The sequence below is a fragment of the Methanoculleus chikugoensis genome (assembly GCF_019669965.1).
Taxonomy (GTDB): domain Archaea; phylum Halobacteriota; class Methanomicrobia; order Methanomicrobiales; family Methanoculleaceae; genus Methanoculleus; species Methanoculleus chikugoensis.
The window spans coordinates 2,285,655-2,310,715 of sequence record NZ_AP019781.1 but is presented as its reverse complement, the minus strand read 5'-3'; the positions used below and the strand labels follow the sequence as shown (position 1 = coordinate 2,310,715).

At 63.0% G+C, this 25,061-nt stretch carries 24 protein-coding genes; 15 read left to right on the top strand and 9 right to left on the bottom strand.

The genetic code is table 11. The annotated features are described in order from the left end of the window. Nucleotides 1-21: 21 nt before the first annotated feature. From MchiMG62_RS11595 to MchiMG62_RS11570, 6 genes are all read left to right on the top strand, one after another. Nucleotides 22-372 carry an RNA polymerase Rpb4 family protein gene (locus MchiMG62_RS11595; RefSeq protein ID WP_054848059.1) on the top strand — a complete coding sequence of 117 codons (351 nt, stop codon included), beginning with the start codon at nt 22-24 and terminating at the stop codon, nt 370-372. A gap of 17 nt (nt 373-389) precedes the next feature. Beyond that, nucleotides 390-953 carry a DUF655 domain-containing protein gene (locus tag MchiMG62_RS11590; protein WP_221057094.1) on the top strand — a complete coding sequence of 188 codons (564 nt, stop codon included), beginning with the start codon at nt 390-392 and terminating at the stop codon, nt 951-953. Beyond that, the gene (gene rsmA / locus MchiMG62_RS11585; RefSeq protein WP_221057093.1) at nt 950-1,723 is read left to right on the top strand and encodes a 16S rRNA (adenine(1518)-N(6)/adenine(1519)-N(6))-dimethyltransferase RsmA; all 774 of its coding nucleotides are present in this window, start codon (nt 950-952) and stop codon (nt 1,721-1,723) included. Before MchiMG62_RS11590 ends, rsmA begins: the two co-directional genes overlap by 4 nt. Nucleotides 1,724-1,725: 2 nt before the next feature. Next, on the top strand, nt 1,726-2,292 hold the full coding sequence (locus MchiMG62_RS11580) for a HemK2/MTQ2 family protein methyltransferase (RefSeq protein WP_221057092.1): 567 nt from the start codon (nt 1,726-1,728) through the stop codon (nt 2,290-2,292). Between the two features lie 195 nt (nt 2,293-2,487). Further along, the gene (locus MchiMG62_RS11575; RefSeq protein WP_221058773.1) at nt 2,488-3,861 is read left to right on the top strand and encodes an MATE family efflux transporter; all 1,374 of its coding nucleotides are present in this window, start codon (nt 2,488-2,490) and stop codon (nt 3,859-3,861) included. Nucleotides 3,862-4,012: 151 nt separating this feature from the next. Continuing rightward, complete coding sequence (locus MchiMG62_RS11570) at nt 4,013-4,825, top strand: class I SAM-dependent methyltransferase (RefSeq protein ID WP_221057091.1); 813 nt, start codon at nt 4,013-4,015, stop codon at nt 4,823-4,825. An 18-nt stretch (nt 4,826-4,843) separates the two neighbouring features. On the opposite strand, the gene MchiMG62_RS11565 is transcribed toward MchiMG62_RS11570, so the two are convergent. The 5 genes from MchiMG62_RS11565 to MchiMG62_RS11545 are packed head-to-tail and all read right to left on the bottom strand — an operon-like array spanning nt 4,844 to nt 10,261. Beyond that, a complete protein-coding gene (locus tag MchiMG62_RS11565) occupies nt 4,844-6,595 on the bottom strand; it encodes a radical SAM protein (RefSeq protein ID WP_221057090.1) in 1,752 nt (583 codons plus the stop codon). A 6-nt stretch (nt 6,596-6,601) separates the two neighbouring features. Next, a complete protein-coding gene (locus tag MchiMG62_RS11560) occupies nt 6,602-7,243 on the bottom strand; it encodes a class I SAM-dependent methyltransferase (RefSeq protein WP_221057089.1) in 642 nt (213 codons plus the stop codon). Beyond that, entirely contained in the window at nt 7,240-8,037 is a 798-nt protein-coding gene (locus MchiMG62_RS11555) for an ABC transporter ATP-binding protein (protein ID WP_221057088.1), read from the bottom strand. The genes MchiMG62_RS11560 and MchiMG62_RS11555 overlap by 4 nt, the downstream gene beginning before the upstream one ends. A 2-nt stretch (nt 8,038-8,039) precedes the next feature. Continuing rightward, nucleotides 8,040-9,158, bottom strand: coding sequence for a FecCD family ABC transporter permease (locus MchiMG62_RS11550; protein ID WP_221057087.1), 1,119 nt, complete (start codon nt 9,156-9,158; stop codon nt 8,040-8,042). Next, entirely contained in the window at nt 9,155-10,261 is a 1,107-nt protein-coding gene (locus MchiMG62_RS11545) for an ABC transporter substrate-binding protein (RefSeq protein WP_221057086.1), read from the bottom strand. Before MchiMG62_RS11545 ends, MchiMG62_RS11550 begins: the two co-directional genes overlap by 4 nt. Before the next feature lie 351 nt (nt 10,262-10,612). On the opposite strand from MchiMG62_RS11545, the gene MchiMG62_RS11540 reads away from it, so the two are divergent. Both MchiMG62_RS11540 and MchiMG62_RS11535 read left to right on the top strand, forming a co-directional pair. Then, nucleotides 10,613-11,473: a S16 family serine protease gene (locus tag MchiMG62_RS11540; protein WP_221057085.1), complete on the top strand. Its 861-nt coding sequence runs from the start codon at nt 10,613-10,615 to the stop codon at nt 11,471-11,473. Nucleotides 11,474-11,515: 42 nt separating this feature from the next. Continuing rightward, the gene (locus tag MchiMG62_RS11535; RefSeq protein WP_221057084.1) at nt 11,516-12,115 is read left to right on the top strand and encodes a PsbP-related protein; all 600 of its coding nucleotides are present in this window, start codon (nt 11,516-11,518) and stop codon (nt 12,113-12,115) included. Nucleotides 12,116-12,590: 475 nt separating this feature from the next. On the opposite strand, the gene mutL is transcribed toward MchiMG62_RS11535, so the two are convergent. Then, nucleotides 12,591-14,348 (bottom strand): DNA mismatch repair endonuclease MutL, encoded by a 1,758-nt coding sequence (gene mutL / locus MchiMG62_RS11530; RefSeq protein WP_221057083.1) that lies wholly within the window; start codon nt 14,346-14,348, stop codon nt 12,591-12,593. Continuing rightward, nucleotides 14,345-16,966 carry a DNA mismatch repair protein MutS gene (gene mutS / locus MchiMG62_RS11525; RefSeq protein WP_221057082.1) on the bottom strand — a complete coding sequence of 874 codons (2,622 nt, stop codon included), beginning with the start codon at nt 16,964-16,966 and terminating at the stop codon, nt 14,345-14,347. The genes mutL and mutS overlap by 4 nt, the downstream gene beginning before the upstream one ends. Nucleotides 16,967-17,109: 143 nt before the next feature. Here mutS and MchiMG62_RS11520 point away from each other — a divergent pair, with 143 nt between their 5' ends. From MchiMG62_RS11520 to MchiMG62_RS11490, 7 genes are all read left to right on the top strand, one after another. Continuing rightward, a complete protein-coding gene (locus tag MchiMG62_RS11520) occupies nt 17,110-18,363 on the top strand; it encodes a 3-isopropylmalate dehydratase large subunit (RefSeq protein ID WP_221057081.1) in 1,254 nt (417 codons plus the stop codon). Nucleotides 18,364-18,366: 3 nt separating this feature from the next. Further along, nucleotides 18,367-18,858: a 3-isopropylmalate dehydratase small subunit gene (locus MchiMG62_RS11515; RefSeq protein WP_221057080.1), complete on the top strand. Its 492-nt coding sequence runs from the start codon at nt 18,367-18,369 to the stop codon at nt 18,856-18,858. Continuing rightward, nucleotides 18,843-19,964: an isocitrate/isopropylmalate dehydrogenase family protein gene (locus MchiMG62_RS11510; RefSeq protein ID WP_221057079.1), complete on the top strand. Its 1,122-nt coding sequence runs from the start codon at nt 18,843-18,845 to the stop codon at nt 19,962-19,964. Before MchiMG62_RS11515 ends, MchiMG62_RS11510 begins: the two co-directional genes overlap by 16 nt. A 160-nt stretch (nt 19,965-20,124) precedes the next feature. Continuing rightward, complete coding sequence (locus MchiMG62_RS11505) at nt 20,125-21,288, top strand: nitrogenase component 1 (protein ID WP_221057078.1); 1,164 nt, start codon at nt 20,125-20,127, stop codon at nt 21,286-21,288. Between the two features lie 91 nt (nt 21,289-21,379). Continuing rightward, nucleotides 21,380-21,586, top strand: a complete 207-nt coding sequence (locus tag MchiMG62_RS11500; protein ID WP_221057077.1) for a hypothetical protein — start codon at nt 21,380-21,382, stop codon at nt 21,584-21,586. Nucleotides 21,587-21,656: 70 nt separating this feature from the next. Continuing rightward, on the top strand, nt 21,657-22,136 hold the full coding sequence (locus tag MchiMG62_RS11495) for a GNAT family N-acetyltransferase (RefSeq protein WP_221057076.1): 480 nt from the start codon (nt 21,657-21,659) through the stop codon (nt 22,134-22,136). 15 nt (nt 22,137-22,151) lie between these two features. Further along, nucleotides 22,152-22,739, top strand: coding sequence for a PH domain-containing protein (locus MchiMG62_RS11490; protein WP_221057075.1), 588 nt, complete (start codon nt 22,152-22,154; stop codon nt 22,737-22,739). Between the two features lie 31 nt (nt 22,740-22,770). On the opposite strand, the gene MchiMG62_RS11485 is transcribed toward MchiMG62_RS11490, so the two are convergent. Further along, entirely contained in the window at nt 22,771-23,199 is a 429-nt protein-coding gene (locus MchiMG62_RS11485; protein WP_244987704.1) for a universal stress protein, read from the bottom strand. A gap of 226 nt (nt 23,200-23,425) precedes the next feature. Continuing rightward, complete coding sequence (locus tag MchiMG62_RS11480; protein ID WP_221056709.1) at nt 23,426-24,553, bottom strand: IS256 family transposase; 1,128 nt, start codon at nt 24,551-24,553, stop codon at nt 23,426-23,428. Between the last annotated feature and the right edge of the window lie 508 nt (nt 24,554-25,061).

Sequence of the window (25,061 nt, the reverse complement as noted above, 5' to 3'; positions counted from 1 at the left end):
TCCTCAACAGGAGTGGTTGGCATGAAGGTAAAACGCATTGTAAGTGAAGAGCGGATGCTGCTTCCCGAGCTGCGGGACACTCTTCTCGTGGTGGAGGCAGCCCGGATCGAGTCCGGAGAAGAGATGTCCTATGAGCTTCGTAAGAGTATCGAGCATGCCAACCAGCTCTCAAAGACATCTTCCGAGAAGGCTCGCGCCCTTGTCGACGAGCTCCTGAAACTCGAGAAGATGAAAGAGGATATCGCCTACCGCATCGCGAATCTGATGCCGCGAACCCGTGACGAACTGCGGGCAATTTACGCCAAAGAACGGTTCAATCTTACAACGGAAGAGCTGGACGAGATCCTTGACCTGGTAATGACCCACTTCTGATTGAAGGGGTGGTGCCAATGAAGACCGAAAGGAAAGAGGAGAACGCGGTAGTCATCGATGTCCTCCCCATGGGATACGTGAGCGAGCAGCGTCCGGCCTACAAGCGCGAACCGGTCGTCCAGGCGGTCGGCGTGGACCAGTTCAAGTTGCTCGAGCTCGTCCCGAAACAGGGTGCGGATATTCAGATCTACGATCGCGTCTATATCGGCGATGCGGAGCGGGAGAAGATCGAGCGCGTTAAGCGGCGGATCAGTTACGAAGACCTGACGGCGACGGCAAAACTCGAGTTGCCGTTCGTGATCGAGCAGATCGTCGGCGAGAACGAGCAGCGGTTCGTCGACTTCTTCAACAAGTCCGTGCCCATCACGCCGAAGTTTCACATGCTGCACCTGCTCCCCGGCATCGGGAAGAAACTGATGTGGGAGGTTCTCGAACAGCGGGAGAAGAAGCCGTTCGAGAGTTTCGCCGACATCTCCGGGCGGATCAAGTCGCTTCCGCACCCGAGCCGGATGATTGTCAGCCGGATCCTGCGCGAGATCGAGGATCCGGACGAGAAGTATCACGTCTTTACATCGAGATGAGTGCTCCGAGGGATCAGCATTTTCTCGTCGACCGTAGAGCCGTCGAGAAGATTGCCGGTTTTGTCGAGGTCTCCGGCAGGAGGGTGCTCGAGATCGGGCCCGGCGAAGGGATCCTCACCCGCGCCCTCCTCGACCGGGGCGCAACCGTCATCGCGGTAGAGATCGATCCGGCTCTCGTGGAGGAGCTCGAGATTGGCTTCGCCGACGAGATCGAGGAGGGCCGTCTCGAGATCATCCGCGGCGATGCAAAGAAAGTGGATATCCCGCCGTTCGATATCGTCGTCGCGAACCTCCCCTACTCCGTTTCTTCGAAGATCACGTTCCGGCTGCTCGAGATCGGCTTTGAGGTCGCCGTCCTGATGTATCAGAAGGAGTTCGCCCAGCGGATGATTGCGCCGCCGGGAACGCCAAACGTCGGCCGGCTCTCGGTGATGGTGCAGACCTACGCCTCGGTAAAACCGCTCCTCGACCTCGGGCCCGGCTCGTTCCGGCCGCAACCCCAGGTCCGCTCCTGGGTGGTCCGGATCACGCCGCACGAGCCGCCCTATCCGGTCGCGGACAGGTGGGTCTACGCGGACGTCGTCCGGGTGCTCTTCTCCCACCGGAGGAAGACCGTCCGGAAGGGCCTCCGGAGCGGGAAGGATGCATTTCCCGCCCAGGCGATCGAGCGGGCGATCGCGGAGTTGCCCGACGATCTCCTGCAGCGCCGGCCCGAAGACCTGACGCTCGAGGAGTTCGCGCTGATCGCGAACACGCTTGCCGGGAGTTAGTGATGCTCCCCGACCAGGTCTATCCTCCCGCCGAGGACTCGTTCCTCCTCCTCCGGGCGGCGCAGCGGGAGGTCCGGGAGACCGACCGGGTGCTTGAGGTCGGGACGGGGAGCGGCTACGTCGCGGCCGGGCTTCTCGGCAGGGCGACGAGCGTGGTCGCGACCGATATCAACCCCCACGCCGCCCGGTGCGCCCGCGCCCGCGGGGTGGCGGCGGTCCGAACCGACCTCGTCGCGGGGCTCTCCGGCCCGTTCGATCTCATCCTCTTCAACCCGCCCTACCTCCCGACGGCTCCCGATGAGCGGATGGACGACTGGCTGGAGTACGCCCTCGACGGCGGGCCGACAGGAAGGGTCGTGATTGAACGGTTCGTCGCGGATGCCGGGAGGGTGCTCTCGCCCTTCGGGCGCATCCTGCTCCTCGTCTCGTCGCTGACCGGGCTCGACGAAATCCGGGAACTCTTCGCCCGGGCGGGGTTCGTCTCGTTCGTCGTCGACGAGGAACCGCTCGAGGGGGAGCGGCTCTACGTTCTGCGGGCGATGCGGGACCTCTGCCGGATGGGGGCGTGAGGCTCCTTCGGGCATCTTTACGGCCCCGCCTCTCCTGATACGACTTTAGTTGAAATTCTTCTTATTCCGGTACTCCCCACAGCCTGATCCGGGGCCTGAAATGTCTCAATTTTTTAATTTGTGCGATTATCGATGTTTTAACGATCGGTCAAGCTTTATCTTACTTCACCTCACATAATATATGTTACCTTGACGATGCAACATTCCAATAATCTCCTCACCGAAGGATCGGTCGGAAAAGGTCTCTGGGTCGTGGCTCTTCCGATCATCATCAGCAACTTTCTCGCGAGCATCCTGGAGGTGGTGGATATGTATTTCATCGGCAAACTCGGCGATGTCCCGATCGCTGGCGGAGCGATGAGCATATCCATCATAATGGTGCTTACAACAGTGATCTTCGGGACCGTGACGGCAACGGCTGCATTCGTCTCGCGAGCCTACGGTTCGGAGCGGCTTGAGCGCATCCCGGTGATCCTCGCGCATTCGCTGTATCTGGCACTCGCCTTCTCGGCGATCCTCATGGTCATCGGCATCTTCTGGTCACAGGATCTCCTCCTGCTCCTTGGAGCGGAGAGCGAGGTCGCAGTGGTGGGAGCACGCTTCCTCTCCCCGATGCTGATGGGAATGTTCGTCTTCGTCACGCTGATGATCCTGACGACCGTCTTTCAGAGTACGGGAGATTCACGAACGCCGATGTACGTGATGATCGCGGTGAATATCGTGAACATTGTCCTGAACCCGACGCTGATCACGGGTCTTGGCGGACTCCCGGCGCTTGGAATAGCCGGATCCGCGTATGCGTCCCTTACATCGCGTACGATCGGCGTACTGCTTCTGATCGGGGTGATGTATCTGCCGTCCAGAAAGAACAGGCCGGTCAGGTTCCCGAAGAAGTGGACGCTTGAGCCACAGTTGATCAAGGACATCGTGAAGATCACGATACCCTCGGCGGTACAGAGCGGGGTCAGGAGCTTTGCGTTCCTGGGGATGACGGCGATCGTTGCGCTGTACGGGACGGCGGCGGTGGCGGCATACGGCATCTGCCAGCGTCTGGATATGCTGGGCCTGATCTTCGTGATGGGGCTCTGCACGGGAGTCGCGGTGATGGTCGGGCAGAACCTGGGAGCGGGAAAAGTGGAGAGAGCGGAGAAAGCGGTCAGGATCGCGATGATCGCGAACGCATCGTTCATGGCGATGGTGGGTATCCTCTATCTGTTGTATGCGAAGAATCTCCTGGCGCTCTTCGGCGCGACGGGCGAGTCGCTTTCAAACGGCATCCTGTTTATGCAGATAATCCCGATGTCGTACTTCGTGATCGCTATGGCGATGACGATGGGATTTGCGATGAACGGTGCGGGGATGACGAGACCCGGCATGTACGCGGCGATCGCAGGGCAGTTGATCGTGCAGGTGGGTCTTGCTGCGATCTTTGTTACGATGGGTCTGCCGCTGCAGTACATCTGGTACGCGGTGGTCTGCGGCACCGTTGTGGTGTTCCTGTGCGATCTGTTCTTCTACCGGCAGGGAGCCTGGAAGACGAAGAAACTGAATCTCGGCGGAGAGAATTAACCCGGAGAATCTCCGGCAACCTTTTTTCGACCGGCCCCGCAAGGAGCCTCCGGACGTTTTTGTCCGCTGCGATCCTGTGCCGGTGTCTTGATGTTCTGTGACGGCGATACCTCGTCCGTGAGAGCCTGAGCGCTGTTCCGGTCGGGCTAACTTGCACGGAGGAAGTATCATCACGCATGCCTGGAACCCGGATGACTACCACCGCCACTCCGCCGCCCAGCGGGCCTGGGCACATGAACTGATTGAAAAGCTCGCGCTTGCCGGCGACGAGCGGGTGCTCGACCTCGGGTGCGGGGAGGGGAAGGTGACCGCGGAGCTCGCGGCCTGCCTCCCCTCCGGTTCGGCGCTCGGCCTCGATCTCTCCCGCGATATGATCGCCTTTGCCCGGGAGCGCTTCCCCCCGGAACGGTATCCGAATCTCCGGTTCATGGAGGGCGACATGCTCGATCTGCCGTTCGATGAGGAGTTCGATGTCGTCTTCTCGAACGCTGCCCTGCACTGGGTTCCTGACCACGGCAGGGTATTTCAGGGCATCGCTTGCGCTCTCCGGCCGGGAGGGAGGATCATCCTCCAGATGGGCGGGAGCGGCAATGCCGCGCCGCTCTTCGAGATCGCGGACGAGATGCTCGCGGAAGAGCCGTGGAGGGGATTCTCCAGCGGTCCGTCCTCCCGTTACGCTTTCTACGGCCCAGAAGAGGAGCGCGAACTGCTGGAAGCGGCAGGGCTCACGCCCCTGCGGGTCGAGTTGATCGGGAAGGACATGATATTCGATCTGCTTGAGGGCCTCATGGGGTGGGTCCGGACCACCTGGCACCTCTACCTGGAGCCGCTGCCCGAAGACGTCCGACCGACGTTCATCGAAGGGGTGGCGAACCGATACGTGGAGAGGTTCCCCCCGGCCGACGGCCGCATCCACGTCCCCATGGTGCGCCTTGAGATGGAGGCGGTCAAAGGGCTGGAGTGAGGGAGTCCGGTCTCCTCGCTACCGCCGCTCCGTCCCGGGGTGGGCGAACGAGCGGTTTGCTGCGGACGCCCGGTAGGGCACCCCGTAGAACCGGCGGTAGAACTCGTCCGCCTCCTCATCGATCCGGAAGGCGAACCGGTCGGGGTGGAGGACGTTTGCGATCGTCATCAGGCCGAGGATCCACCGGGGACTCCCGAAGTCCCAGGAGGGGTGCATCGCGTAGACCCGCCCGTTCCTGGCCGCCGGCACGTCGAGATTGTGCTCCGCGCAGTATCGGAGAGTATCCTCCACCGTGGAGGTAAGGAAGCCCGACGTGAAGAGATACTCGGGCGCAAGCGCGATGAACTCCTCCCGCGGTATGCTGACACCCGGTTTTCCTTCCCGGCCGATCGCCCGGTTGACGTAAGTTCCGCCGGCAGCCTCCACGAGTTTCCCCTCGAACCTGCCGGGGTTGAGGGCGAAGAGCGGATGCCCCATCGCGTAGTAGACCCGGGGGCGCGGGGCATCCACCACCCTTTCCCGGACGAAGTCCAGCCGCTCCCGGATGTAGGTGCAGAGTTCCCTGCCTGCCTCCTCGCGCCCGGCCCGATGCGCGAAGTCCATGACGAGATCAAGGTATGCGTCGATGTTGTTCATCCGGTCATGCAGTTCTTTCCCGAGCATCCCTGTCCGGAGCACCTCGCTCCAGATCCGGGCGAGGTCCGCCTGCCCCTCTACACCGAGGCAGGCGAGGATCGCCCAGACCATCTCGAGCCCCCTGGTCGCCCGGTAGCCTCCCATCATACCCGGTTCGTAGAAGACTTCGGGGTTCGCGGCACCCCGGACCGGCAGGGCATGCCCGCACGCACAGGCTGTCCGGGCCTCTCCGGCGAGGTGGGCGCCCATCGGCCCGAAGAACTCGCGTTCGATGCAGGGTTTTTTGCATGCCGGGCAGAAGGTCGTCAAGTTCGCTGTTCCCGGCGAGTTGAAGAGGTAGGCCCAGGGGAGGATATTGCGGAGGCGGTCGCAGAGTTCTTCGCTCGCGTAGATCGTCGGCTCCTCGCCGAGCCCCGCATCGCCGAAGGGGACGAACCGCATCACCTGAAGAGGAATATGGGGGGAGATCGCCGCGAGCATCCGTGCTGCCCCCATCACCTCTTCTTCCCCGCCGCGGCGGTAGACGATCGAGACCTCGACGTGCACCCCGCCCTCGTGGAGCAGCCGGATTGTGCGGTAGGCCGGTGCGGCGCTCTTCGCACCGCAGGCACGGTAACTCGCATCGGTTGACCCCTTGAGCCCGACGTTCGCGAAGTCTATCCGTTCGCGGAGGTAGAGCGCGGACGCTTCGGTCATGTAGCCGTTCGTGGAGCAGCCGACGAGAAGCCTCTGCTCCCTTGCCCTCTCCGCAAGACGGCAGAAGGTCGGGAGAGAGGCGATCGGGTCGTTCAGCGCGAAGGCGATCCCGGTACAGGCATGATCGGCTGCGAGGCGGAGGAGATCCCCGGTCGTGAGTGCCGTCCCGGAGGCTGCAAGCGATTCGGCGTGCCCGACGAGTATCTCCGAGACGCACCCGCCGCACGAGAGGTTGCACCCGACCGTGCAGACCTGAAGGAACTTCGCGCCGGGGAAGAAGTGCAGCATCGGCAGCGTCTCGATGGCGACGGGGAATGCGGCGAGGAAGGTGTCGGGGAACCGTTCGACGATCCCGGTGCCGTCATGCCGGTACATCCGGCACCTCCCGCTCCCACCCGGCGGGATATCGCACCCGACCTCGCAAATATTGCACTGCATCCGCTATTACCTCTCCATGATTATCCAGAACGCGGCTTCATCCTCGTGGATATCGTATGCCGTTATCCCTGCCTGTTCCAGTTCCCGGCGGATGGCATCCTTGTTCTTCCGTGAGAGGCGTTCCGCGGCCTTTGCCTCCCATTCCGGGTCAATTTCGCGCATCTTCTCTGTAATTGCTGCCTTCAGGGCAGGAGTGCCGAATCCTCCGCCAACAAACGTCCTTCCGCCGGGCCGGAGAATCCGCCGGATCTCCGAGAACGCCCGCACCCGATTCTCCCAGAAGAAGAGCGAGCCGCGGCTCACGATGAGATCGACGGAGCCGTCGTCGTAGGGCAGGTCATTGACGTCGCCGCGGACCGGGTGTACGCGATCGGCGAGCCCGGCCTTCCGGATATTGTGTTCTGCTATCTCAAGCATATCGGCCGATGAGTCGAGAGCGTCGATAACAAGGTCGCTTGCGGCCGCGAGCGCCATTGCCAGGTGTCCCGGCCCGCATCCGATATCGATGCATCTGCCTGCGGAAATACTGCAGGTATCGAGGATCTGCTGGGCGATGACCGGGTATATCGGCGCAAACGGCCCTTTGGCGATGGCATCCATCCTCCCGGCACCTCTGCCGGTGAACTGGTTATGTGGTTGCTCGGTCATGGTATCACCTTTCCTGCCACAGGTACGCAGATCCGCCGGTTGATCGGATCGCCGAGGTGTACGATATGAACGTCCGTGCCGTAGGCACGACGCATCGTATCCTCGCCGATAACCTCCTCGGGGCACCCTATGGCAAGGATTCTTTGATCTTTCAGGATTGCGACCCGGTTCGACGTCAGAAGCGCGTGATCGGGGAAATGGGTCGCAACGACAATGGTCATTCCGTCCTCTGCGAGTCCCCCGATGACGTTGAGCACCCGCACCTGATTGCCGAGGTCCAGGTGGGACGTCGGCTCGTCGAGGAGGAGAATCCCCGGACGCTGTGCAATCGCCCGCGCGATCAGGACAAGTTGCCACTCGCCGCCGCTGATCCCTGTGCATGGCCTCTCGGCGAGGCGAGAGATGCCGACCCGGTCGAGAGCGTCGGCAGCAATCTCTTCGTCCTCTGCCGACGGGGTTGCAAACGGGCCGAGGTGGGACGCCCTGCCCATCAGGACGATGTCCCTGACCATGAACGGAAACGGCGAGACCTGCGTCTGGGGAACGAACCCGATCTGCCGGGCGATCTCGTGCGGCTGCATCCCTGCGATGTCGCGGCCGTCAAGAAGAACGCGGCCCTGCGAGGGGGAGATGAGCCCGGCCATGCACTTGAGAAGCGTGGACTTCCCCGTGCCGTTCGGACCAAGGAGCGAGTATACGCATCCTTCTTCCACGGCGAGCGTGATGCCCGTAAAAACGGCGGCTCCGCCCGGATAGTTGAACGATATATCCTCTACGCTGATGCGGTTCCCCATGCTCACCACCCCGGGTTGTTCCGCCGGAGGAGTATCGCAAATATCGGCGCCCCGATGACCGCCGTCAGGATGCCGATCGGGATCTCGGCAGGGGCTGCCGTCCTTGCGATGGTGTCGACGACGATCAGGAACGATCCACCAAGAAGGACCGAGACCGGCAAAAGGTAGCGGTTGTCCGGTCCGACGAGCATCCGTCCCATATGCGGGATGACAAGCCCGATCCACCCGATGATCCCGCTCATGCAGACCGCAGCAGCGGTGATCACCGTCGAGAGCAGGATGATGACGACCTTTAAGCGCTCGGTGTTCACCCCGAGCGCCCGTGCCTCCTCGTCGCCCATCGTGAGGACGTTGATTCGCCACCGGACAGCAAGCAGCCCTCCTATCGAGACTGCGACGATCGGGCCGAGGACCATCAGGTCCGGCGCCGAGACGTGGTTGAGCGACCCGAGCAGCCAGAAGACAATCGCCGGCATCTTGTTCATCGGGTCGGCCACGTACTTCACCATCGAGGTGAGGGCCGAGAAGAGCGATGCGATCACGATGCCCGAGAGGACGAGCATCAGGATCGGCGTCGTGCTCCTGACCCGGCTGAGCCCGTAGGCCATCCCCACGGCGAGCAGGCCGAAGACGAACGAAAGGATCTGGACGAGGACGAGGCTGTCCGAGAGGAGGATGCCGATCGCCGCTCCGAAGCCCGCGCCGGAGGCCACGCCGAGGATCTGCGAGGAGACCAGGGGGTTCCTGAACATCCCCTGGAACGAGGCCCCGCTGACGGCAAGCCCGGCTCCGACGAGGAGGCCGGCGATGATCCGGGGGATGCGGACGTTGACGACGGCGGAGGCCGCTGTTGCTCCCCAGGTCGCCTCGATTGGGAAGACCGAGCTCAGGATCACCGCTATAACCGTCTCAGGCGGGAGCATGTACCGGCCGGCCATCAGGGCGACGAACGCTGCAACCCCGAGCACGCCGAGGAGGAGCACCAGGATGGTGCCGGGATGCTGCTCACCCCAACTCCTGCTGAGTGCCTGTCCCGGCGTTGCAGCTGCCGTTCCGGTCGCCGGGGCTCCCCCTCCTCCCCCCCCGTGCGCATCCCGGGTGCCTGTCGGCTCTGGTCTCATCCGGACTGCTTCACCTGGCCGAACGTCACGCTGCCGTAGGTGCCGTCGATGACTTTCTGCGCCTGCGCATCGGTGATGGGGAAGCCGTATATCTCAGTGTAGAAGTCCTTCACCCGGTCGGTGAGCGGAACGTCCTCGAAGCGGTTGGGGTAGGCAGCGTAGGAAAGCCAGAGCGGGTAGAGGACGGCGGACTCGGCGGACGGCCGGCTCCAGAGGAAGAGTCCGGTAGGTTGCTTGTAGACACGGCCGTCTTTGACGGCACTGAGTTCTTTCCAGCGGCTGTCGTTTTCAAGGTCGGCGGGGCTGCCGGTATCGATGATGATGATGTCGGGGTCGACGGCAAGGACCTGCTCCATCGAGATCTCGTTGATACCCGTGTGCATTCCCTCCTGCTGTCCCTGCGTGGTCTCGATGCCGGCGACAGCGTTTCTGCATCCCGCAGCGTCGGTCCACTCGGTAAAGAACGTGTCGCCTCCAAGCGTCTGGAGATGGCTTACGCCCTCGCCCAAGAAGATGGTGACGCGTTCGTCTTCGGGGATATCGGCAGTGCGTTCACGGAGGAACGCGAGGGTTCCATCAAGGTAATCGATGTAGGCCCGTGCCCTATCGGGGTTCTGGAAGACCTCGCCCATGAAGGTGATCTCCTGCCGCATCTCATCGAACCCGTCGCTCATTGTCCCGGAGAGGCAGATGACCGGGATATCGGTTTGGGATTCCACGATCTTCCCGTCGACATCGAAGGCGATGACGCAGTCGGGGTTCGCGACCAGGAGCTCTTCGATGTTCACGTTGCCGTTTGTCGTCCGCGGCGCCGGTTTATCGATGATGCCCGGGTCCATCTCCTGCATCATCTCCATCATCTGCGGTCCTTTCGTGACTGCAGTGACACTGGCGTTCGCTCCGAGGAGGTAGGGCACCTGGCTGATGGGGCCTCCGAAGACACCGAACGTCGCCCCCTCTGCAGGAAGCGTGATCCGGTTTCCCTCCATGTCGGTGATCGTTCGTGTCGCGGCCGGATCTTCCAGCGTTGTTGTTGTCGTGCAACCGCAGCAGAGTATGCCTGCTGCGATGATGAGTGTGCAGAGCATGTAACTGGTTTTCATTATTGTTACTCCTGTAATCCGGTATACAGCGGGAACAGACCACCATCGGGAGCGGTCCCGCCGAACTGGTGAGAAATCTCTTCGGGAGGTAAAAAACGGTTCTCTTTTGGGCTTGGGTTAATTGATGTGGATTAACTCGGCCGGATTGCAGAGATCTCGAGGCGAAACGCTAAACGTCTCCGCCCGGTGTTGCCCCCGTTTTTTTCCTGCCCCGGGCCTGCATGGGACCTGGGCGGGAAAGTCGTTCTTCGGGCCGCCGCAACTCGCACCTTGGGGTGCTCGAGCTCCGTTCCTTCGGAACGTCGCTCACCAGAAAATTATATATCCGGATGCATGGTATTCGGGCAGCATATGCGCATACGGGAGAGGACCCTGACAATTCTGCTTGTTCTGTCGCTTGTTGCGAATGTCTTCCTCCTGGCCGTTGTTCTCATGCCGTCGGACGACCTCTCCCCGGCGCTCTCCAGACCCGGGGAGGCCGAACCCCTCCCGACCGCGACCGTCGCCCCCCTCCTCCCCGTGGAGGCGGTCGAAAACGGAAGCGCCGCCTCGATGCAGGCGCCGGTCATCCTCCAGAAGATCGAGGTCGACCGGGGCGGCCCGTTCTTCTACGAGGAGATGACCGAAGAGGGGGCGATGGTGAACGTCTCGGTCGAGGTCGTGCCCGGGAGAGGGAGGGTGCTCGTCCAGACGACGCCTCTGATGGGGATAGCCTTTCAGGACGCCGCGAACCTCGCGGTCGTCGTCGCCGCCAACCGGTCCCGTGCGGATCTTACGAAGAGCGACATCATCTTCAGCATCCAGGGGCCGGAGGATATCTCCGAGATCGACGGCCCCAGTGCGGGGGCGCTGATGGCCGCGCTCCTCCTCTCGGTGCTGGAGGATGTCCCGCTCAACGAGAGCGTGACCGTGACGGGAACCATCGACGAGGATGGGAGGATCGGCCCGGTCGGCGGGATCCTCGAGAAGGCCGAGGCTGCTCGCCGCGGCGGGAAGACGCTCCTCATCCTCTCCGACGAGAACAATCAAGTGTTCGATTACCATGAGGGAACCCGATCGTTCGGCGGACTGCGAATATCACGGCAATGGCCGCCCATTGTGGATTCAAAAGAGTATATCGAGGAGAACCTCGGCATCCGGGTGAAATACGTGAATACTGTCGACGACCTGCTCGCCGATCTTCGTGCCCCTGCGCCCGACCCGGCAGCCTGACTGAAGGATATTTATCTTCTCCCGGGCTACGTACCGGATAGTATGAGAACAGAGAGACTGCTGATCGCCGGGGTCTTCGTGGTTGCCCTCGTCGTTGTCCTGGCGGTTCTGCTGCCGGGGCTCTCCGCGCCGCAACCGCCCGACCCCGGCCCGACCCAACCGCCTACCCCGGCTCCGACCCCGACCCCGGCACCCGTTCCCGGGAACGGCACCTACGTCAACGCCACCTACGGGTATGCCGTCACCTGCCCGGAGGGGTGGTTCTACACCGAATCCGGCGAGAGCGTCTGGTTCTCCTCGCCGGATAAGCACGAGGAGGTTCGCGTGAACACGAACCCGCTTTCGACTCAAGGGGACGTCGAGAACGTTCTCGAAGCGCTGAACGCGACCTACGCCGAGAATCTCAAGACCGATATCGGTGCCGAATGGGTCTCGACGGAGGAGATCTCCCTTGACGGCGTTCCGGCGTACGAGTCGGTCTTCTCCGTCCCCATCGTCGATGAGGACCGGTATACCTTCGTCATCCGTTACGGCGTCAACGACGGCGTCATCTACTCGGTCATGCACACGGTCTTCCCCCCCGAGTACGATGTTTACAACGTCGACGCGGCTCCGACGGCGGAGTCGTTCCGTTTCCTCTAACTTTTTTTTGCCCCGCACCCCTATCCGGAAGCACCGAGAGTAACAGCCCTGACCGTGAGTTCGGGATCATCAGAAAAAAAGGTGGCGGGGAGATGGTGTTGTCGAGAGACAATCATCTCCGGCAGGACGTTTAGGGGTGTTTCCCCGTCACCTGTTCTTTCCCAGCAGGATCTCGCGGGTGACCGGAGAGGAGGGCCGCGGGCGAGAATACCGATCTGCTATTCGACAGTCCGGTCGTGTATCTGGGCCCGTACCAGTTATCCTCTCTCATACGGAGGCGAATCTGCTGGACTGGTATCGTATAGTTCAATCCGTTTCGTCTGCAGCGGGTGTCCGCTGCGACGTATAATCATACTGATCTCCCGGGATAAATCCATTATGATACGCTATTTTGTTTTTTGGGGCGTCTTTTTCCCGTTGATTTTTAAAAAAAGGGTTTATCGCCGGTATTTCAGATCGCGGCGCCCGGGTGATTTCATCCCCGCCTGAACATCCCGTCGAGTTTGCGTCTGTCGAACGCCACGACCGTCGGCCTCCCGTGGGGGCATGCCCAGGGGGTCTTCGTCCGGGCGAGTTGCATGAGGAGACGCTTCTGCTGCTCGGGCGTGAGGATGGCGCCGGCCTTCACCGCCCCACGGCAGGCGACGATGCAGGTGACCGCCTCACGCCGGTCAGGGGCGGTTCGTGACTCGTCGGCGAGGAGGTCGGCGATCGCCTCCCGGATCGTCCCGGGGTCTTCGGCCGCGCCGAGGGCGGCCGGCACTGCACGGACGGCGAAGGTGTCCCGTCCGAACTCCTCCACGACGAACCCGCCGTCTGCGAGGAGAGGGATCGCATCACGGAGCGCAGCGGACTCCTTCGGGGGGAGCGAGACGACGACGGGCGTGATCAGTTCCTGCGACCCGGCCGCCCTGTCGCGCTGCTCCGAGACCTGGTCGTAGAGGATCCGCTCGTGGGCCGCATGCTGGTCGATGAGGTAGAGGGTGCCGTCGCTCCCCTCCGCCACGATGTAGGTCGCGGCCACCTGTCCGATCGGCTCCATCGCGGGGAGGAGGTTCTCTCCGCCTTCCGTCTCCGTCCGGCGGAGCTGCCTGTCAGAGAGGGTGAAGCTTCGGTGGCCGGCCGTGTAGGATGCCCCGGACTCGGCGACCGGCGGCGGTGACGGCACCGGTTCGGCCCCCCCGGGTACGATCTGCTGCTGAACCGGCTCGTCCGGGGTTTCGCGTGTGAGGTCGTGCTTTGTAAGTGCCTCTTCCACTGCGGCCGCAATCGCCCCCGTGATCTCCCGCTCCCGGGAGAGGCGGACCTCCCGTTTGGTCGGGTGGACGTTGACGTCCACGAGACCGGTGTCGATCGAGAGTTCGAGGAATGCCACCGGGTAGCGGTCTTTCGGGAGGAGGGTGCCGTAGCCCTCCCGGACGGCGGCGGCGATCTGCCGGGAGGAGATGCTTCTCCCGTTGATGCTGACGGAGATCTGCGAGGGGTTCCCCCGGCTCTCCGACGGCCGGGAGATGTAGCCGCCGATACGGAGGAACGGGAGCCTTCCCTCGACCGGGACGAGCGACCTGGCGAGTTCGGCGCCGTAAAGCCCCGCGATGGTGGTTAAGCCCCCTCCCGATCGCTGGGTCGCCATCCGCTCCTTGCCGTTCTGCACCACCCGGAAGGCGACCTCGCCGTGGGCAAGGGCGAGACTTTCTGCGACCGCGTAGACGTGGGCGAGCTCGGTGTTCCTGCTTTTGAGGAACTTCCGACGGGCGGGGGTGTTGTAGAAAAGGCGTTCCACCGCGACTGTCGTCCCCTCCGGTGCTCCCACCTCGCTTTCCTCCACAACCTCGCCGCCCCTGACGACGATCCGCGTCCCGGCGAGCGCTCCCCCTCCCCGTGGACGGGTGACCAGGGTCACCTCCGCGACGGCGGCGATGCTCGCGAGCGCCTCCCCCCGGAACCCGAGGGTGCGGATGGCGGAGAGGTCGGCGATCTCCCGGATCTTGCTCGTTGCGTGGGGGTGAAACGCGAGGGCCGCCTCCTCCCCGCTCATGCCCTCCCCGTTGTCGGTCACCCGGATCTTCGTGATCCCCGCCATGTCCGAGGAGACGTCGAGGAGGATGCTCGTCGACCCCGCGTCGATCGCGTTCTCCAGGAGTTCCTTCACCACCGATGCCGGCCGCTCCACGACCTCGCCGGCGGCGATCTGGTTCACGGTGTCGGGGTCGAGGACGCGGATCTTCGTCATCGCTCACTCCTCTCCCCGTTCGCGAGCCTCTGGAGCCTGCAGAGGGTGTTCAGCGCCTCGATAGGAGTCATCTCATTGGGATTCATGGTTTTGAGTTCTCGGACCGCCGGGTTCTCCTCCACGACCCCCTCGCCGGGGTCGACGAGGAGCATCTGGGTGTAGCGGGGAGCCCGCACCCCGGCCGGGAGCTCCCGGGTCGACGCCTCCTTCAGGAGTTCCATCGCCCGGTCGGTCACCTTCTTCGGGATCCCGGCAAGGTGTGCGACGTGGACGCCGTAGCTCCGGTCGGTCGCGCCGGGGATGATCTTACGGAGGAAGACAACGTCGGTTCCGGTATCCTTCACCGCAAAGTGGAAGTTCTTCACCCGTTTGAGCGATCCTTCGAGATCGACCAGGTCGTGGAAGTGGGTCGCAAAGAGCGTCCTCGGCCCCGCGACCGCCTTCCCGTGCAGGAACTCCACCACCGCCCGGGCAATCGAACACCCATCGAGCGTGCTCGTCCCCCGCCCGATCTCGTCGAGGATGACGAGGCTTCTCGCCGTCGCGTTGTTTAAGATGTTTGCAAGTTCCAGCATCTCGACCATGAACGTGGACTGTCCGGAGGCGAGGTCGTCGAACGCCCCGACCCGGGTGAAGACGCGGTCGACGATCCCGACGGTGGCATGCCGGGCCGGGACGAAACTCCCCATCTGGGCCATGATGCAGCAGAGCGCCACCGCCCGCATGTAGGTGGACTTGCCGGCCATGTTCGCCCCGGTGATGATCATGATCTGGTCGCCGGCGGAGTCGAGTTCCGTGTCGTTCGGGACGAACGGGACCGGGAGGTGCCGCTCCACCACCGGGTGGCGGCCGTCGCGGATGACGATCCGGCCGCTCTCCTCGATCACCGGGCGGGTGTAGCCGTAGCGGGCGGCGATCTCGGCAAGCGCCGCATAGACGTCGAGGAGCCCCACCGCCCGTGCGGTCGCCTGGAGGCCGGCGACCTCCGCCGTGAGCGTCCGGACGAGTTCGGCGTAGATCTCCGCTTCGAGGGCAGTAAGTCGCTCTTCGGCGGTCGCGATCATCGCCTCCTTCTCCCGGAGGTCGGGTATCGTGTAGCGTTCGCCGTTCGCGGTCGTCTGCCGCCGCTCGTACTCCGGCGGCACCAGGGAGAGGTTCGGTCTCGTCACCTCGATGTAGTACCCAAAGACCCGGTTGTAGCCTACCTTGAGCGACTTGATCCCGGTTCTCTCCCGTTCCTGCTGCTGGAACTCCGCGATCCAGTCTTTCCCGGTCGTCGCGAGGTGCCGGAACTCGTCGAGCTTGGCATTGAACCCCTCCCGGATCATCCCGCCGGCCACCGCGCGTGCCGGCGGGTCGTCGACGATCGCCCGGCCGATGAGGTCGACGGCGTGAGCGTGGTCGCTCATCGCGGCGAGGGCCTCGCGGACCAGGGCCGGGGCATCGGCGGGGAAGAGTTCCTTTACGTCCGGGATCGCTTCGAGCGACTCCCGGAGTGTCGCGAGATCCCTCGGCCCGGCGTTCCCGTAGGCGATCCTCCCTGCTATCCGCTCGATATCGGCGAAGTCGCCGAGAGTCGCGCGAAGCGCCTGTCTCTCGAGCGCGTGCTCGAAGAACCACTCAACCGCGTCGAGCCGCGCCTCGATAGCATCCTTCCCGAGCAGGGGGGCGATCAGGAACGACCGCATCGTCCGGCTCCCCATCGATGTCTCCGTGGCGTCGAGTGCGGCAAGAAGGGTGTTTGCGTCGCCCTCGCCCCGGATGCCCGCGGTGATCTCCAGGTTTCTGAGGGTGATCGCGTCGAGCGCCATGTTCCCCGACGGAACCCGCGTCGAGAGTCCCGAGATGTGGGAGAGGGGCGACTGCTGGGTCTCCTGGGCGTAGCGGAGCGCTGCTCCGGCGGCGGCGATCGCGCCCGGCATTCCCGCGCACCCGTAGCCGTCGAGCGTCGCCGTCCCGAACTGCCCGCAGAGCCGCTCGTACGCCGCGTCAATATCGAAGGCGTCGTCGCGGTAGCGGCTCACCGTCACCCCGAGGGCTTCGAGCCGGGCGGGAAGCGCGTCTGCGAGGCTTTCGGGAACTATTGCCTCTGAGGGGCGGTGCCTCACGACCTCCGAGACGATCTCGGCGTAGTCTCGCCCGCCGCTCCCCGAGGAGACGAAGAACTCGCCGGTAGAGACGTCCAGGAACGCGAGGCCGAAGGCATCTTTCCGGTCGGGGGCGACCGCCATCAGGTAGTGTGCGCCGGCTGAGCCGAGCATCGATGAGTCGATCAGCGTCCCGGGGGTGATCACTCTCGTGACCTCCCGCTTCACCACGCCCTTCGCGGTCTTCGGATCCTCCACCTGGTCGCAGATCACCACCTTGTAGCCCTTCGCTACCAGGCGGGCGATGTAACCGTCGACGGCGTGATGGGGGACGCCCGCAAGCGGCATCCGGTCGCCGTTCTTATCCTTGCCCCGGGCCGTCAGGGTGATGTCGAGTTCCCGGGCCACCACGCCGGCGTCCTCGCCGAAGGTCTCGAAGAAGTCCCCCATCCGGAAGAAGATGACGGCATCGGGGTACCGGGCCTTCACTGAGTAATACTGTCGCATCGCCGGGGTCGGTCCGTCGGTCATCGCTTCTCCTTATAGAATCCGCACGGGGCCACATAAGGATACTGTCCCGGAAATCGGCCACAACGGGCTCCGATTAACTGCACCGCCGGGCGCGCCCGGGCAAATTAGATACGTCCGGAACGCGTACCAGAACACGATACTGTATGTCGGCGACTATCGCAGAAAAGATATTTTCGCAACGGTGCGGGAGACCCGTCCGTGCGGGAGAGGTAGTGATGGCACCCGTGGATGCAGCGATGATCCACGACATCACCGGCCCGCTTGCGGTCAGGGTCTTTCGCGAGATGGGTGGAGAACGCGTATTCGATCCTGAACGGATCATTATGCTCTTCGACCACCAGGTACCCGCCGACTCGATACCCGCCGCCGAGAACCACGTCTTCATGCGGCAGTTTGCTGAAGAGCAGGGGATCCACAACTACGATCTCCTCGAGGGCGTCTGCCACCAGGTCGTGATGGAGAAGGGGCGGGCGGCGCCGGGCGAGATCATCGTCGGCACCGACTCCCACACCTGCACCTACGGCGCGGCGGGGGCGTTTGCGACCGGGATCGGTTCGACCGATATGGGGTTCGTCCTGAAGTTCGGGGCGCTTTACTTCCGGGTGCCCGAGAGCATTCTGGTCGAGGTTGAGGGTGCGTTCGGCAAAAGAGTCGGGGCAAAAGACCTGATCCTCTCCCTTGCCGGCGACATCGGCGCCGACGGGGCGACCTACATGGCGCTCGAGTTCACCGGCCGGGCGATGCGCGAGATGAACATGGCGGGCCGGATGACCTGCGCGAACATGGCGATTGAGATGGGGGCAAAGGCGGGGATCGTGGCGCCCGATGCGGCCACCTGGGACTACGTCACCGCCCGGCGTGATATCAAGCCGTTCGACCTCGCGGGCGATGCGGACGCGAGGTATCGGGAGCGGCGGCACTACGACGTCACCGACCTCGCCCCGCAGGTCGCCGTCCCGCACAACGTCGACAACGTCGTGGACGTGACGAAGGTCGCCGGGACGAAGGTCGACCAGGTCTTCATCGGCTCCTGCACGAACGGCCGCTACGAAGACCTCTTCGAGGCGGCCGAGGTGCTCGGGAACGCCGACCGCTTCGCCGACGGCGTCCGGGTGATCGTCATCCCTGCCTCGCGGACGGAGTACCTCAAGGCCCTCCGCGGGGGGCTGATCGAGCGGTTCGTCGAGGCGGGCGCCCTTGTGGAAGCGCCCTGTTGCGGCCCCTGCATGGGCGGAGCATTCGGCCTCCTCGCCCCGGGTGAGGTCTCGCTCTCGACGTCGAACCGGAACTTCCGGGGGAGGCAGGGGAGCGCTCAGGCGTCGGTCTACCTCTCCTCGCCGGCGACGGCGGCGGCGAGCGCCCTCTACGGCGAGATCACCGACCCGAGGGAGGTGTGAATCATGCGAGTCTGGAAGTTCGGCGACGATATTGATACGGATGCAATCATCCCCGGCCGGTTCCTCACGATCTACGATCCGGCGGAACTCGCGAAGCACGCGTTCGAGGGAACGAGAGATGAGTTTGCGAAGGAGGTACAGGAGGGCGACGTCGTCGTCGCCGGGAGCAACTTCGGGTGCGGCTCCTCCCGCGAGCACGCGCCGCTCGCGCTCCTCGGCGCCGGGGTGAAGGTCGTGGTCGCGAAGTCCTTTGCGCGGATCTTCTACCGCAACGCCGTGAATACCGGGCTCCTGCCCCTGGTCTCTGCCGGGGCGGAGGGCATACGGGACGGCGATACCGTGACGGTGGATCTCGCCGGAGGCTACATCGAGGCGAACGGGAGACGGCTCCCCATCGAGCCGGTGCCCGGGTTCATGAAAGAGATCGTTGATGCCGGCGGGCTTGTGGCCTACGCGAAAGGCCTGGATGAGGTGAAGACATGCAACACAGAGTAGCCGCGATAGGCGGGGACGGGATCGGCCCGGAGATCGTCGCGGCAGGAAGAGAGGTCATCGACGCAGCGGGCGAGCGGTATGGATTCGATATCGCGTGGACTGAGTTCGATATCGGAGCGGAACGCTATCTTGAGACGGGCGAACTCCTGACCGAGGAGGATATCCGGGAACTCTCGAAGTTCTCTGCGATCTACTTCGGGGCCATCGGCGACGACCGGGTGAAGCCGGGGATCCTGGAGAAGGGCATCCTCCTTGCCATCCGGTTCCACTTCGACCAGTTCATCAACCTCCGGCCGATCAAACTCCTCGACGGCGTCGCGACGCCGCTCGCGAACAAGCGCCCGGAGGATATCGACTTCGTCGTCGTCCGGGAGAACACCGAGGACTTCTACGTCGGGATCGGCTCCCGGTTTGCCGGAAGACACGAGCAGAAGACCCTCGAGGTCGTCCGCGACATCTACAACGTCAGGTTCGGCCTCGACGTCGAGACCGATGCCGACGAACTCGCCTACCAGATCGGCGTCGTCACCCGGGAGGGTGCGGAGCGGGCGATCCGCTACGCCTTCGACCTCGCCGTAAAAAGAGAGAAGAAGGTCACGTCGGTCGACAAGGCAAACGTCCTCTCCGACGTCTACGGCCTCTGGCGCGACGTCTTCACGGACGTCGCCGCCGGATACCCGGACGTCAAGACGGAGTTCAACTTCGTCGACGCCGTCACGATGTGGTTCGTCAAGAACCCCGAGTGGTTCGACGTCGTCGTCACCCCGAACATGTTCGGCGACATCATCACCGATCTCGGCGCCATGATCCAGGGCGGGCTCGGGCTCGCCCCCGGCGGGAACATCAACCCGAAGGGCACCTCGATGTTCGAGCCGATCCACGGCTCCGCACCGAAGTACCGCGGTCAGGACGTCGCAAACCCGCTTGCGACCGTCTGGGCGGGCTCGATGCTCCTCGACCACCTCGGCGAGCACGAGGGCGCGGCGGCAGTCCTCCGGGCGATCGAGAGGAGTATCCTCGACGGATACGTCACCCGGGACATGGGCGGCGCGAGGAAGACGAGCGAGGTCGGGCGCCACCTCGCGTCGCTTGTCCGGACGGTGTAGGGCCGTCACCAGGTATCAGCATCTCATGTGAAGTCGCGAAGCCCTGAAGTTGTTAACAACTTCCGGTTGCTGGCAGCCACACAGACTTCGTGACGGCCTCCTGGACATCCCCGCAGATCCCGTCTTTTATATCCCCGCACCGCCATGATCTTGTAGAACGATGCAGGAAGAGCAGCATACACCGTGCGAGAATCCTCTCTGGCCCTGCGCGATGACCGGGGCGGTCGCCTGTCTCTCGGGATTCGAGGATATCGCCGTCGTCGTCCACGGTTCGAGCGGGTGCTACTTCTACCCCGCGTCGCTCGTCGGGGTTCCCATCCACGGGACGTTCCTCGTCGAGAACGAGGTCATCTTCGGCACGGAGTCCCGGCTCGCGGAGGTGATCCGGGAACTCGTTGGCCGCTACGCCCGGATAGCCGTGGTCAACACCTGCGTGCCCGCGATCATGGGTGAGGATATCGGCGACCTTGCCGGCGACGGGCAGATCCTCGTCGTCGACAGCCCCGGGTTCCTCGGCGACCTCGAGGCCGGCTACCGCCGTGCGCTCGATACGATCGCGCCGGAGGTTGACCCCGATGCTCCCGGCGTCAACATCGACGGCATCTGCCGCACCGACCCCTTCTGCCGGGGGAACGCCCTCGAGGCGCGGCGCCTGCTCAGCCTTGCAGGCGTTCCCGTCGCCACCACCTTCTGCCTCGACCGCTACGCCGCGACCCGCCGGGCGGCGCCGTTCACCATCGGGGCGAACCCGGATCTCGCGAGCGGCGTCGGGACGTGGCGCGGCTCGCTTCTCGGCCTCGATGCGGTCCGCGAAACCTTCAAACGGCTTCTCGCCTCGATCGACGGCGTGGATCCCCGCCCGGTCATGGATGAAGTCGCGTGGGCCGATGCCCGGATCAGGAAGGCCTGCGAGAAGTACCTCAGGAGGTTCGACCCGCCCCGCGTGGCGATCGCCGGCGGCGAGGCATACGCCTCGTTTGCCGCCGACCTCCTCGACCGGTATCTCGGTGCCGAGATCGCCTGCGTCGCCGCCCGGAACGGTTCCTCCGGTAACGGCGTCACCCATACGACCGACTTCTCGGTCATCCGCGAGATGATCCTTGACGCCGAACCCGACCTGATCCTCGGCTCCTCCTACGAGGCGGCGATCGCTCCCGGCGCCGCGTTCGTCGGGCTGACGCTGCCGCTCCGGGACAGGGTCGCTCTCTCCTCCCCCGCGGTCGCCGGTGTGGAAGGGGCGCTCCGGCTGATGGAAGAGGTGCTCAACGCCTGCATCAACCGGAACCGGGCAGGCCGCGGCGATCTCTTCGCGCCCTCCCGGTGAGGAGCCGTACCTGCCATAAGATATTTATCAACCGGCGGATACCTGGAAGCCGGTTCGTCCGCAGGGCGGGCCGGTATGAGGGGGGTATGGTATGACACATCATGGCGGATACGGCGCCCACGACATGCTTCTCGGGAAGATGTATGAGCTCCTCGACGAGGATGAGATGCGGCAGTTGATGGTGCGGATGATCGAGTCCCGCATCAAGATGAAGGAACAGCACATCGAGATGATGCAGTACAAGATCGAGACCTACAAGATGGCACGGGATATGCTCAAGAAGGGCATGAAGAAGTGAGGGTCCGGCTCGGGAGCGTTCCCCGCAGGGGATCGTCTCCTCTTATTTACATCGTGACGTATATACCGGCATGGAACCGACGATCAGGGGATACCTTGATGAGGATTTCCCGGCGGTCTGTGCCCTCGAGCGGGAGAACAGCCCGAAAGGGTGTAAGTCCGAGGTCTTTATCCGGCAGGCAGGCGTCCTCTTTTCCGATACCTTTCTGGTTGCGGAATGCGGCGGGGAGGTCGCCGGCTACACCATCGGCGCTCTCGTCCAGCACCGGCAGACAACGGGATGGATCGTCCGGCTGGTGGTGGCGGAACGGTACCGGCGCAGAGGGTTCGGGGAGAGCCTCGTTGCTGCCGTCGTCGCCGATCTTCGGGAGCGGGGAGCGTATGAGGTCTACCTCTCGGTCGCGCCGGAGAATCAGGCCGCCCGGGCGCTCTACGCGAGGCACGGCTTTCTGGAGACGGACTTCTTCCCGGCCTACTTCGGCGAGGGAGGTGATCGCTGTATCCTCCGAAGAGACCTCACCGGTCGGGAAGATTTAATCTGTTCCGGTTGAGATCAGTGTGATATCATGCCTCTCATCACCTTCCGCATAGGAGAACCGTTCAAACCGGTACTGCAGTTCCGGTCGTACCTTTACGCGTCCCTGATCCTGGCCGTCGTCGTCTTCATCCTGCCCTGGCTGGTTCCCATCGTCGTCTTCAGCCCGCTGCCCGTCGCTCTCGCCGTCGCCGTCCCGGTGCTCGCCGTCATCGTCTTCGTCGCCTACTGGGTGCCGCTCTACCATGAGAGCATCGTCTACCGGCTCACCGTCACCGAGGTGACCTGGCAGCGCGGGGTCTGGTTCCGGCAGACGGGGATCGTCCCCTACAACCGGATCACGAACGTCGATATCTCCCAGGGGCCCCTGATGCGGTTCTTCTCGTTCTCGGCGGTCAGGGTGCAGACGGCGGGCTACTCCGCCCAGGCGCAGGCGGAGATCGTCATTAACGGGATAGCGGACCCAAGGGATCTCCAGGAGAAGATCATGAACTTCGTGCGGACGACCGGGCCGGTCGCCGCGACCGGAGGGGAGCCCGAAGGGGCGCCGGCCGCCGATGCGGTGGTGGAGGAACTCCGGGCGATACGGCGGCTGCTCGAGAGCCGGCAGGAACGGTAGATACCTTTTTTTGACACAGGGAGGTGGGGGACTACCTCCCGGCAACAGTCTTCCGTTTGATGACCAGGACCGGCTGGTGGGCGTTCTTGATCACGTACTCCGAGACCGTCCCGAGCAGGCGGTCGCGGATGTTCGACCGGCCGTGGGAGCCGATGACGATGAGCGAGGCTCCTTCCGCATCGGCCGCGGCCACGATCTCCTCTCCCGGATTACCGGCAGGCGTCCGGACGGTCACCTTCACGCCCTGCCTCTCGAGCGCCCGGCGGGTGTCGATGATCCGGTGCTGGATCTCTTCTCGCAACTCTTTCTGCGCCTCGGTCTCCCGGTCGGGCACGGTTCCGAGGAACCCCTGCCCCCCTGAAGCGATCAGCGTGATCTCTTTTGAGTCGATGACGTGGACGAGAACCACCTCCCGGGTTCCTGCCTCGTGCAGCACGGGGATATAGTCCAGCACTTTCATGGAAGGTTCCGAAAAGTCCGTTGGAAACAGGATGCGTTCGAACATTCTGGCACTCTCTCCGATGAGACTCTTTCTGCGGAGGAGATATAAAAGGGATCGTGTTGATCTTATCCGACGAGCAGAAGTATCGATGCTGCTGGACAGGGGGTGGCGGGAGATCGGTGTCAGCGGGTGGGTAACGTCTCAGATCTTCTGTAATTTGCCTGAGCCCTGTCTCCTTGTCTGATCATTCCTTCTCCATCGTCAAATACCTTCTGCCGGTGACCCACTCCTCGTTGATGTCCATCAGGATAGATCCGACCAGCCGGAGAAGGGATTCCTCGTTCGGGAACACGCCTACAACCTTGGTTCTCCGTTTCAGTTCCCTATTGACCCGCTCCACCATGTTCGTCGTTCTGAGCCGTTTCCCGTGCGGTTTTGGGAATGCCGTGTAACTCATAAGCCCGGGGAGGAATCGTTCGATGGTGTTGGCTGCTTTCCGGTACCCCCTGGCATTCAGGTCATCAGCGAGATCTTGAAGCCTTTGTTCACTTCCATAGGCCTCCTTCAGGCCTTCTACAACCTCTTTCTGGTGTTTCCGAGGAATATTCCTCAAGACAGCTCGGGTACAATGAACCTGACACATCTGCCAGGATGCACCGAGGAAGGCGGCTTCAGCCGCCTTCTGGATGCCGGTATGCCCATCCGAGACGACCAGTTGAACCCCGGTGAGTCCCCGTTCGTTGAGCTCCTCGAACATTCCTGACCAGAATTCTTCGTTCTCACAATCCGTGATTCTTGCGCCCAGGATCTCCCGGTAGCCGTCATCCCGGACGCCGGCGACCACCAGGACCGCTTTGGTGACGTATCGTGCTCCGTCCCGGATTTTGTAGTAGGAGGCATCCACGAAGAGGTATGGGATAGCCTGTTCGATCGGCCGCAGGAAGAATGCCTGCACCTGGTCGTCGAGGTTCTTGGCCATCCGGGAGACCGAAGCCGGGGAGAGCTGGTCGATCCCCAGATGACTGACGATCTCCTGGATCTTTCTCGTCGAAACTCCCTGGAGGTAGGATTCGACAATTGCGTTCACCAGAGCTTTCTCCACCCGGGCATAGCGCCCGAAGACCTGTGTCTCGAACGGGAACTCCCGGAACTGCGGTTTCCGGAGGATCGTCTCCCCGTATCGGGTCTTGAGGGATCGGTCCTTGTAACCGTTTCGATGCGCTTTCCGCGCATCGGTGCGTTCGTACTGGGCGGCTCCTGCCTGCTGGAGGGCCTCTGCGAGCATCACCTGGTTGAGGAACCAGGTGATGAGCGTCTTCATGCCGTTCTCCTGATCGGAAAGATAATCTTCGATTAACGCTAAGGGATCCATGGCCCTGTTTCTCCTTTGTCCAAATCTAGGTTGGATCCAGGGCCAATTCAATTTTACAGAACTTTCGTTACGCTACCGCGGGTGGAGGGTTTGAGTTGAAAACTGAGCTTTCAATCGAGTTTTTTTAAAACACTTTGCTAGATGCTACATCGAGTGGAATCACAGAATGATGACAAAACCCTGTGCAGGAGCCGTGGTGGATATCACGTTTGTGGTAGGGATGATCTTGGGGTAGAACGTGTGGGCGGAATCACATGTGATGCCGATTGCATGCCCTTTCACGCTATGAGGCGAACAAATGTTTGGGTAATAGTTCATGGAGAATTTGTTTCGAGTCGCCTCTAGTATCATATTTTCCGCGTAGAGTGTAGCGAAGCCCGTGAACATAACCTCATTGTTGGAATAGGGGGCAGGGGCAATTTGCATCCGTAAAACACTGCCTGACAGTGCCCAGGATCGGAAACTATAAATAAGGGCGCGCCGTACGACATTATTGACGAGTGTGACA

Excerpts from the sequence above, each read along its gene's own strand:
- MchiMG62_RS11595 (WP_054848059.1), top strand. The coding sequence starts at position 22 with ATGAAGGTAAAACGCATTGTAAGTGAAGAGCGGATGCTGCTTCCCGAG.
- MchiMG62_RS11590 (WP_221057094.1), top strand. The coding sequence starts at position 390 with ATGAAGACCGAAAGGAAAGAGGAGAACGCGGTAGTCATCGATGTCCTC.
- rsmA (WP_221057093.1), top strand. The coding sequence starts at position 950 with ATGAGTGCTCCGAGGGATCAGCATTTTCTCGTCGACCGTAGAGCCGTC.
- MchiMG62_RS11580 (WP_221057092.1), top strand. The coding sequence starts at position 1,726 with ATGCTCCCCGACCAGGTCTATCCTCCCGCCGAGGACTCGTTCCTCCTC.
- MchiMG62_RS11575 (WP_221058773.1), top strand. The coding sequence starts at position 2,488 with ATGCAACATTCCAATAATCTCCTCACCGAAGGATCGGTCGGAAAAGGT.
- MchiMG62_RS11565 (WP_221057090.1), bottom strand. The coding sequence starts at position 6,595 with ATGCAGTGCAATATTTGCGAGGTCGGGTGCGATATCCCGCCGGGTGGG.
- MchiMG62_RS11560 (WP_221057089.1), bottom strand. The coding sequence starts at position 7,243 with ATGACCGAGCAACCACATAACCAGTTCACCGGCAGAGGTGCCGGGAGG.
- MchiMG62_RS11555 (WP_221057088.1), bottom strand. The coding sequence starts at position 8,037 with ATGGGGAACCGCATCAGCGTAGAGGATATATCGTTCAACTATCCGGGC.
- MchiMG62_RS11550 (WP_221057087.1), bottom strand. The coding sequence starts at position 9,158 with ATGAGACCAGAGCCGACAGGCACCCGGGATGCGCACGGGGGGGGAGGA.
- MchiMG62_RS11545 (WP_221057086.1), bottom strand. The coding sequence starts at position 10,261 with ATGAAAACCAGTTACATGCTCTGCACACTCATCATCGCAGCAGGCATA.
- MchiMG62_RS11540 (WP_221057085.1), top strand. The coding sequence starts at position 10,613 with ATGCGCATACGGGAGAGGACCCTGACAATTCTGCTTGTTCTGTCGCTT.
- MchiMG62_RS11535 (WP_221057084.1), top strand. The coding sequence starts at position 11,516 with ATGAGAACAGAGAGACTGCTGATCGCCGGGGTCTTCGTGGTTGCCCTC.
- mutL (WP_221057083.1), bottom strand. The coding sequence starts at position 14,348 with ATGACGAAGATCCGCGTCCTCGACCCCGACACCGTGAACCAGATCGCC.
- mutS (WP_221057082.1), bottom strand. The coding sequence starts at position 16,966 with ATGACCGACGGACCGACCCCGGCGATGCGACAGTATTACTCAGTGAAG.
- MchiMG62_RS11520 (WP_221057081.1), top strand. The coding sequence starts at position 17,110 with ATGTCGGCGACTATCGCAGAAAAGATATTTTCGCAACGGTGCGGGAGA.
- MchiMG62_RS11515 (WP_221057080.1), top strand. The coding sequence starts at position 18,367 with ATGCGAGTCTGGAAGTTCGGCGACGATATTGATACGGATGCAATCATC.
- MchiMG62_RS11510 (WP_221057079.1), top strand. The coding sequence starts at position 18,843 with ATGCAACACAGAGTAGCCGCGATAGGCGGGGACGGGATCGGCCCGGAG.
- MchiMG62_RS11505 (WP_221057078.1), top strand. The coding sequence starts at position 20,125 with ATGCAGGAAGAGCAGCATACACCGTGCGAGAATCCTCTCTGGCCCTGC.
- MchiMG62_RS11500 (WP_221057077.1), top strand. The coding sequence starts at position 21,380 with ATGACACATCATGGCGGATACGGCGCCCACGACATGCTTCTCGGGAAG.
- MchiMG62_RS11495 (WP_221057076.1), top strand. The coding sequence starts at position 21,657 with ATGGAACCGACGATCAGGGGATACCTTGATGAGGATTTCCCGGCGGTC.
- MchiMG62_RS11490 (WP_221057075.1), top strand. The coding sequence starts at position 22,152 with ATGCCTCTCATCACCTTCCGCATAGGAGAACCGTTCAAACCGGTACTG.
- MchiMG62_RS11485 (WP_244987704.1), bottom strand. The coding sequence starts at position 23,199 with ATGAAAGTGCTGGACTATATCCCCGTGCTGCACGAGGCAGGAACCCGG.
- MchiMG62_RS11480 (WP_221056709.1), bottom strand. The coding sequence starts at position 24,553 with ATGGATCCCTTAGCGTTAATCGAAGATTATCTTTCCGATCAGGAGAAC.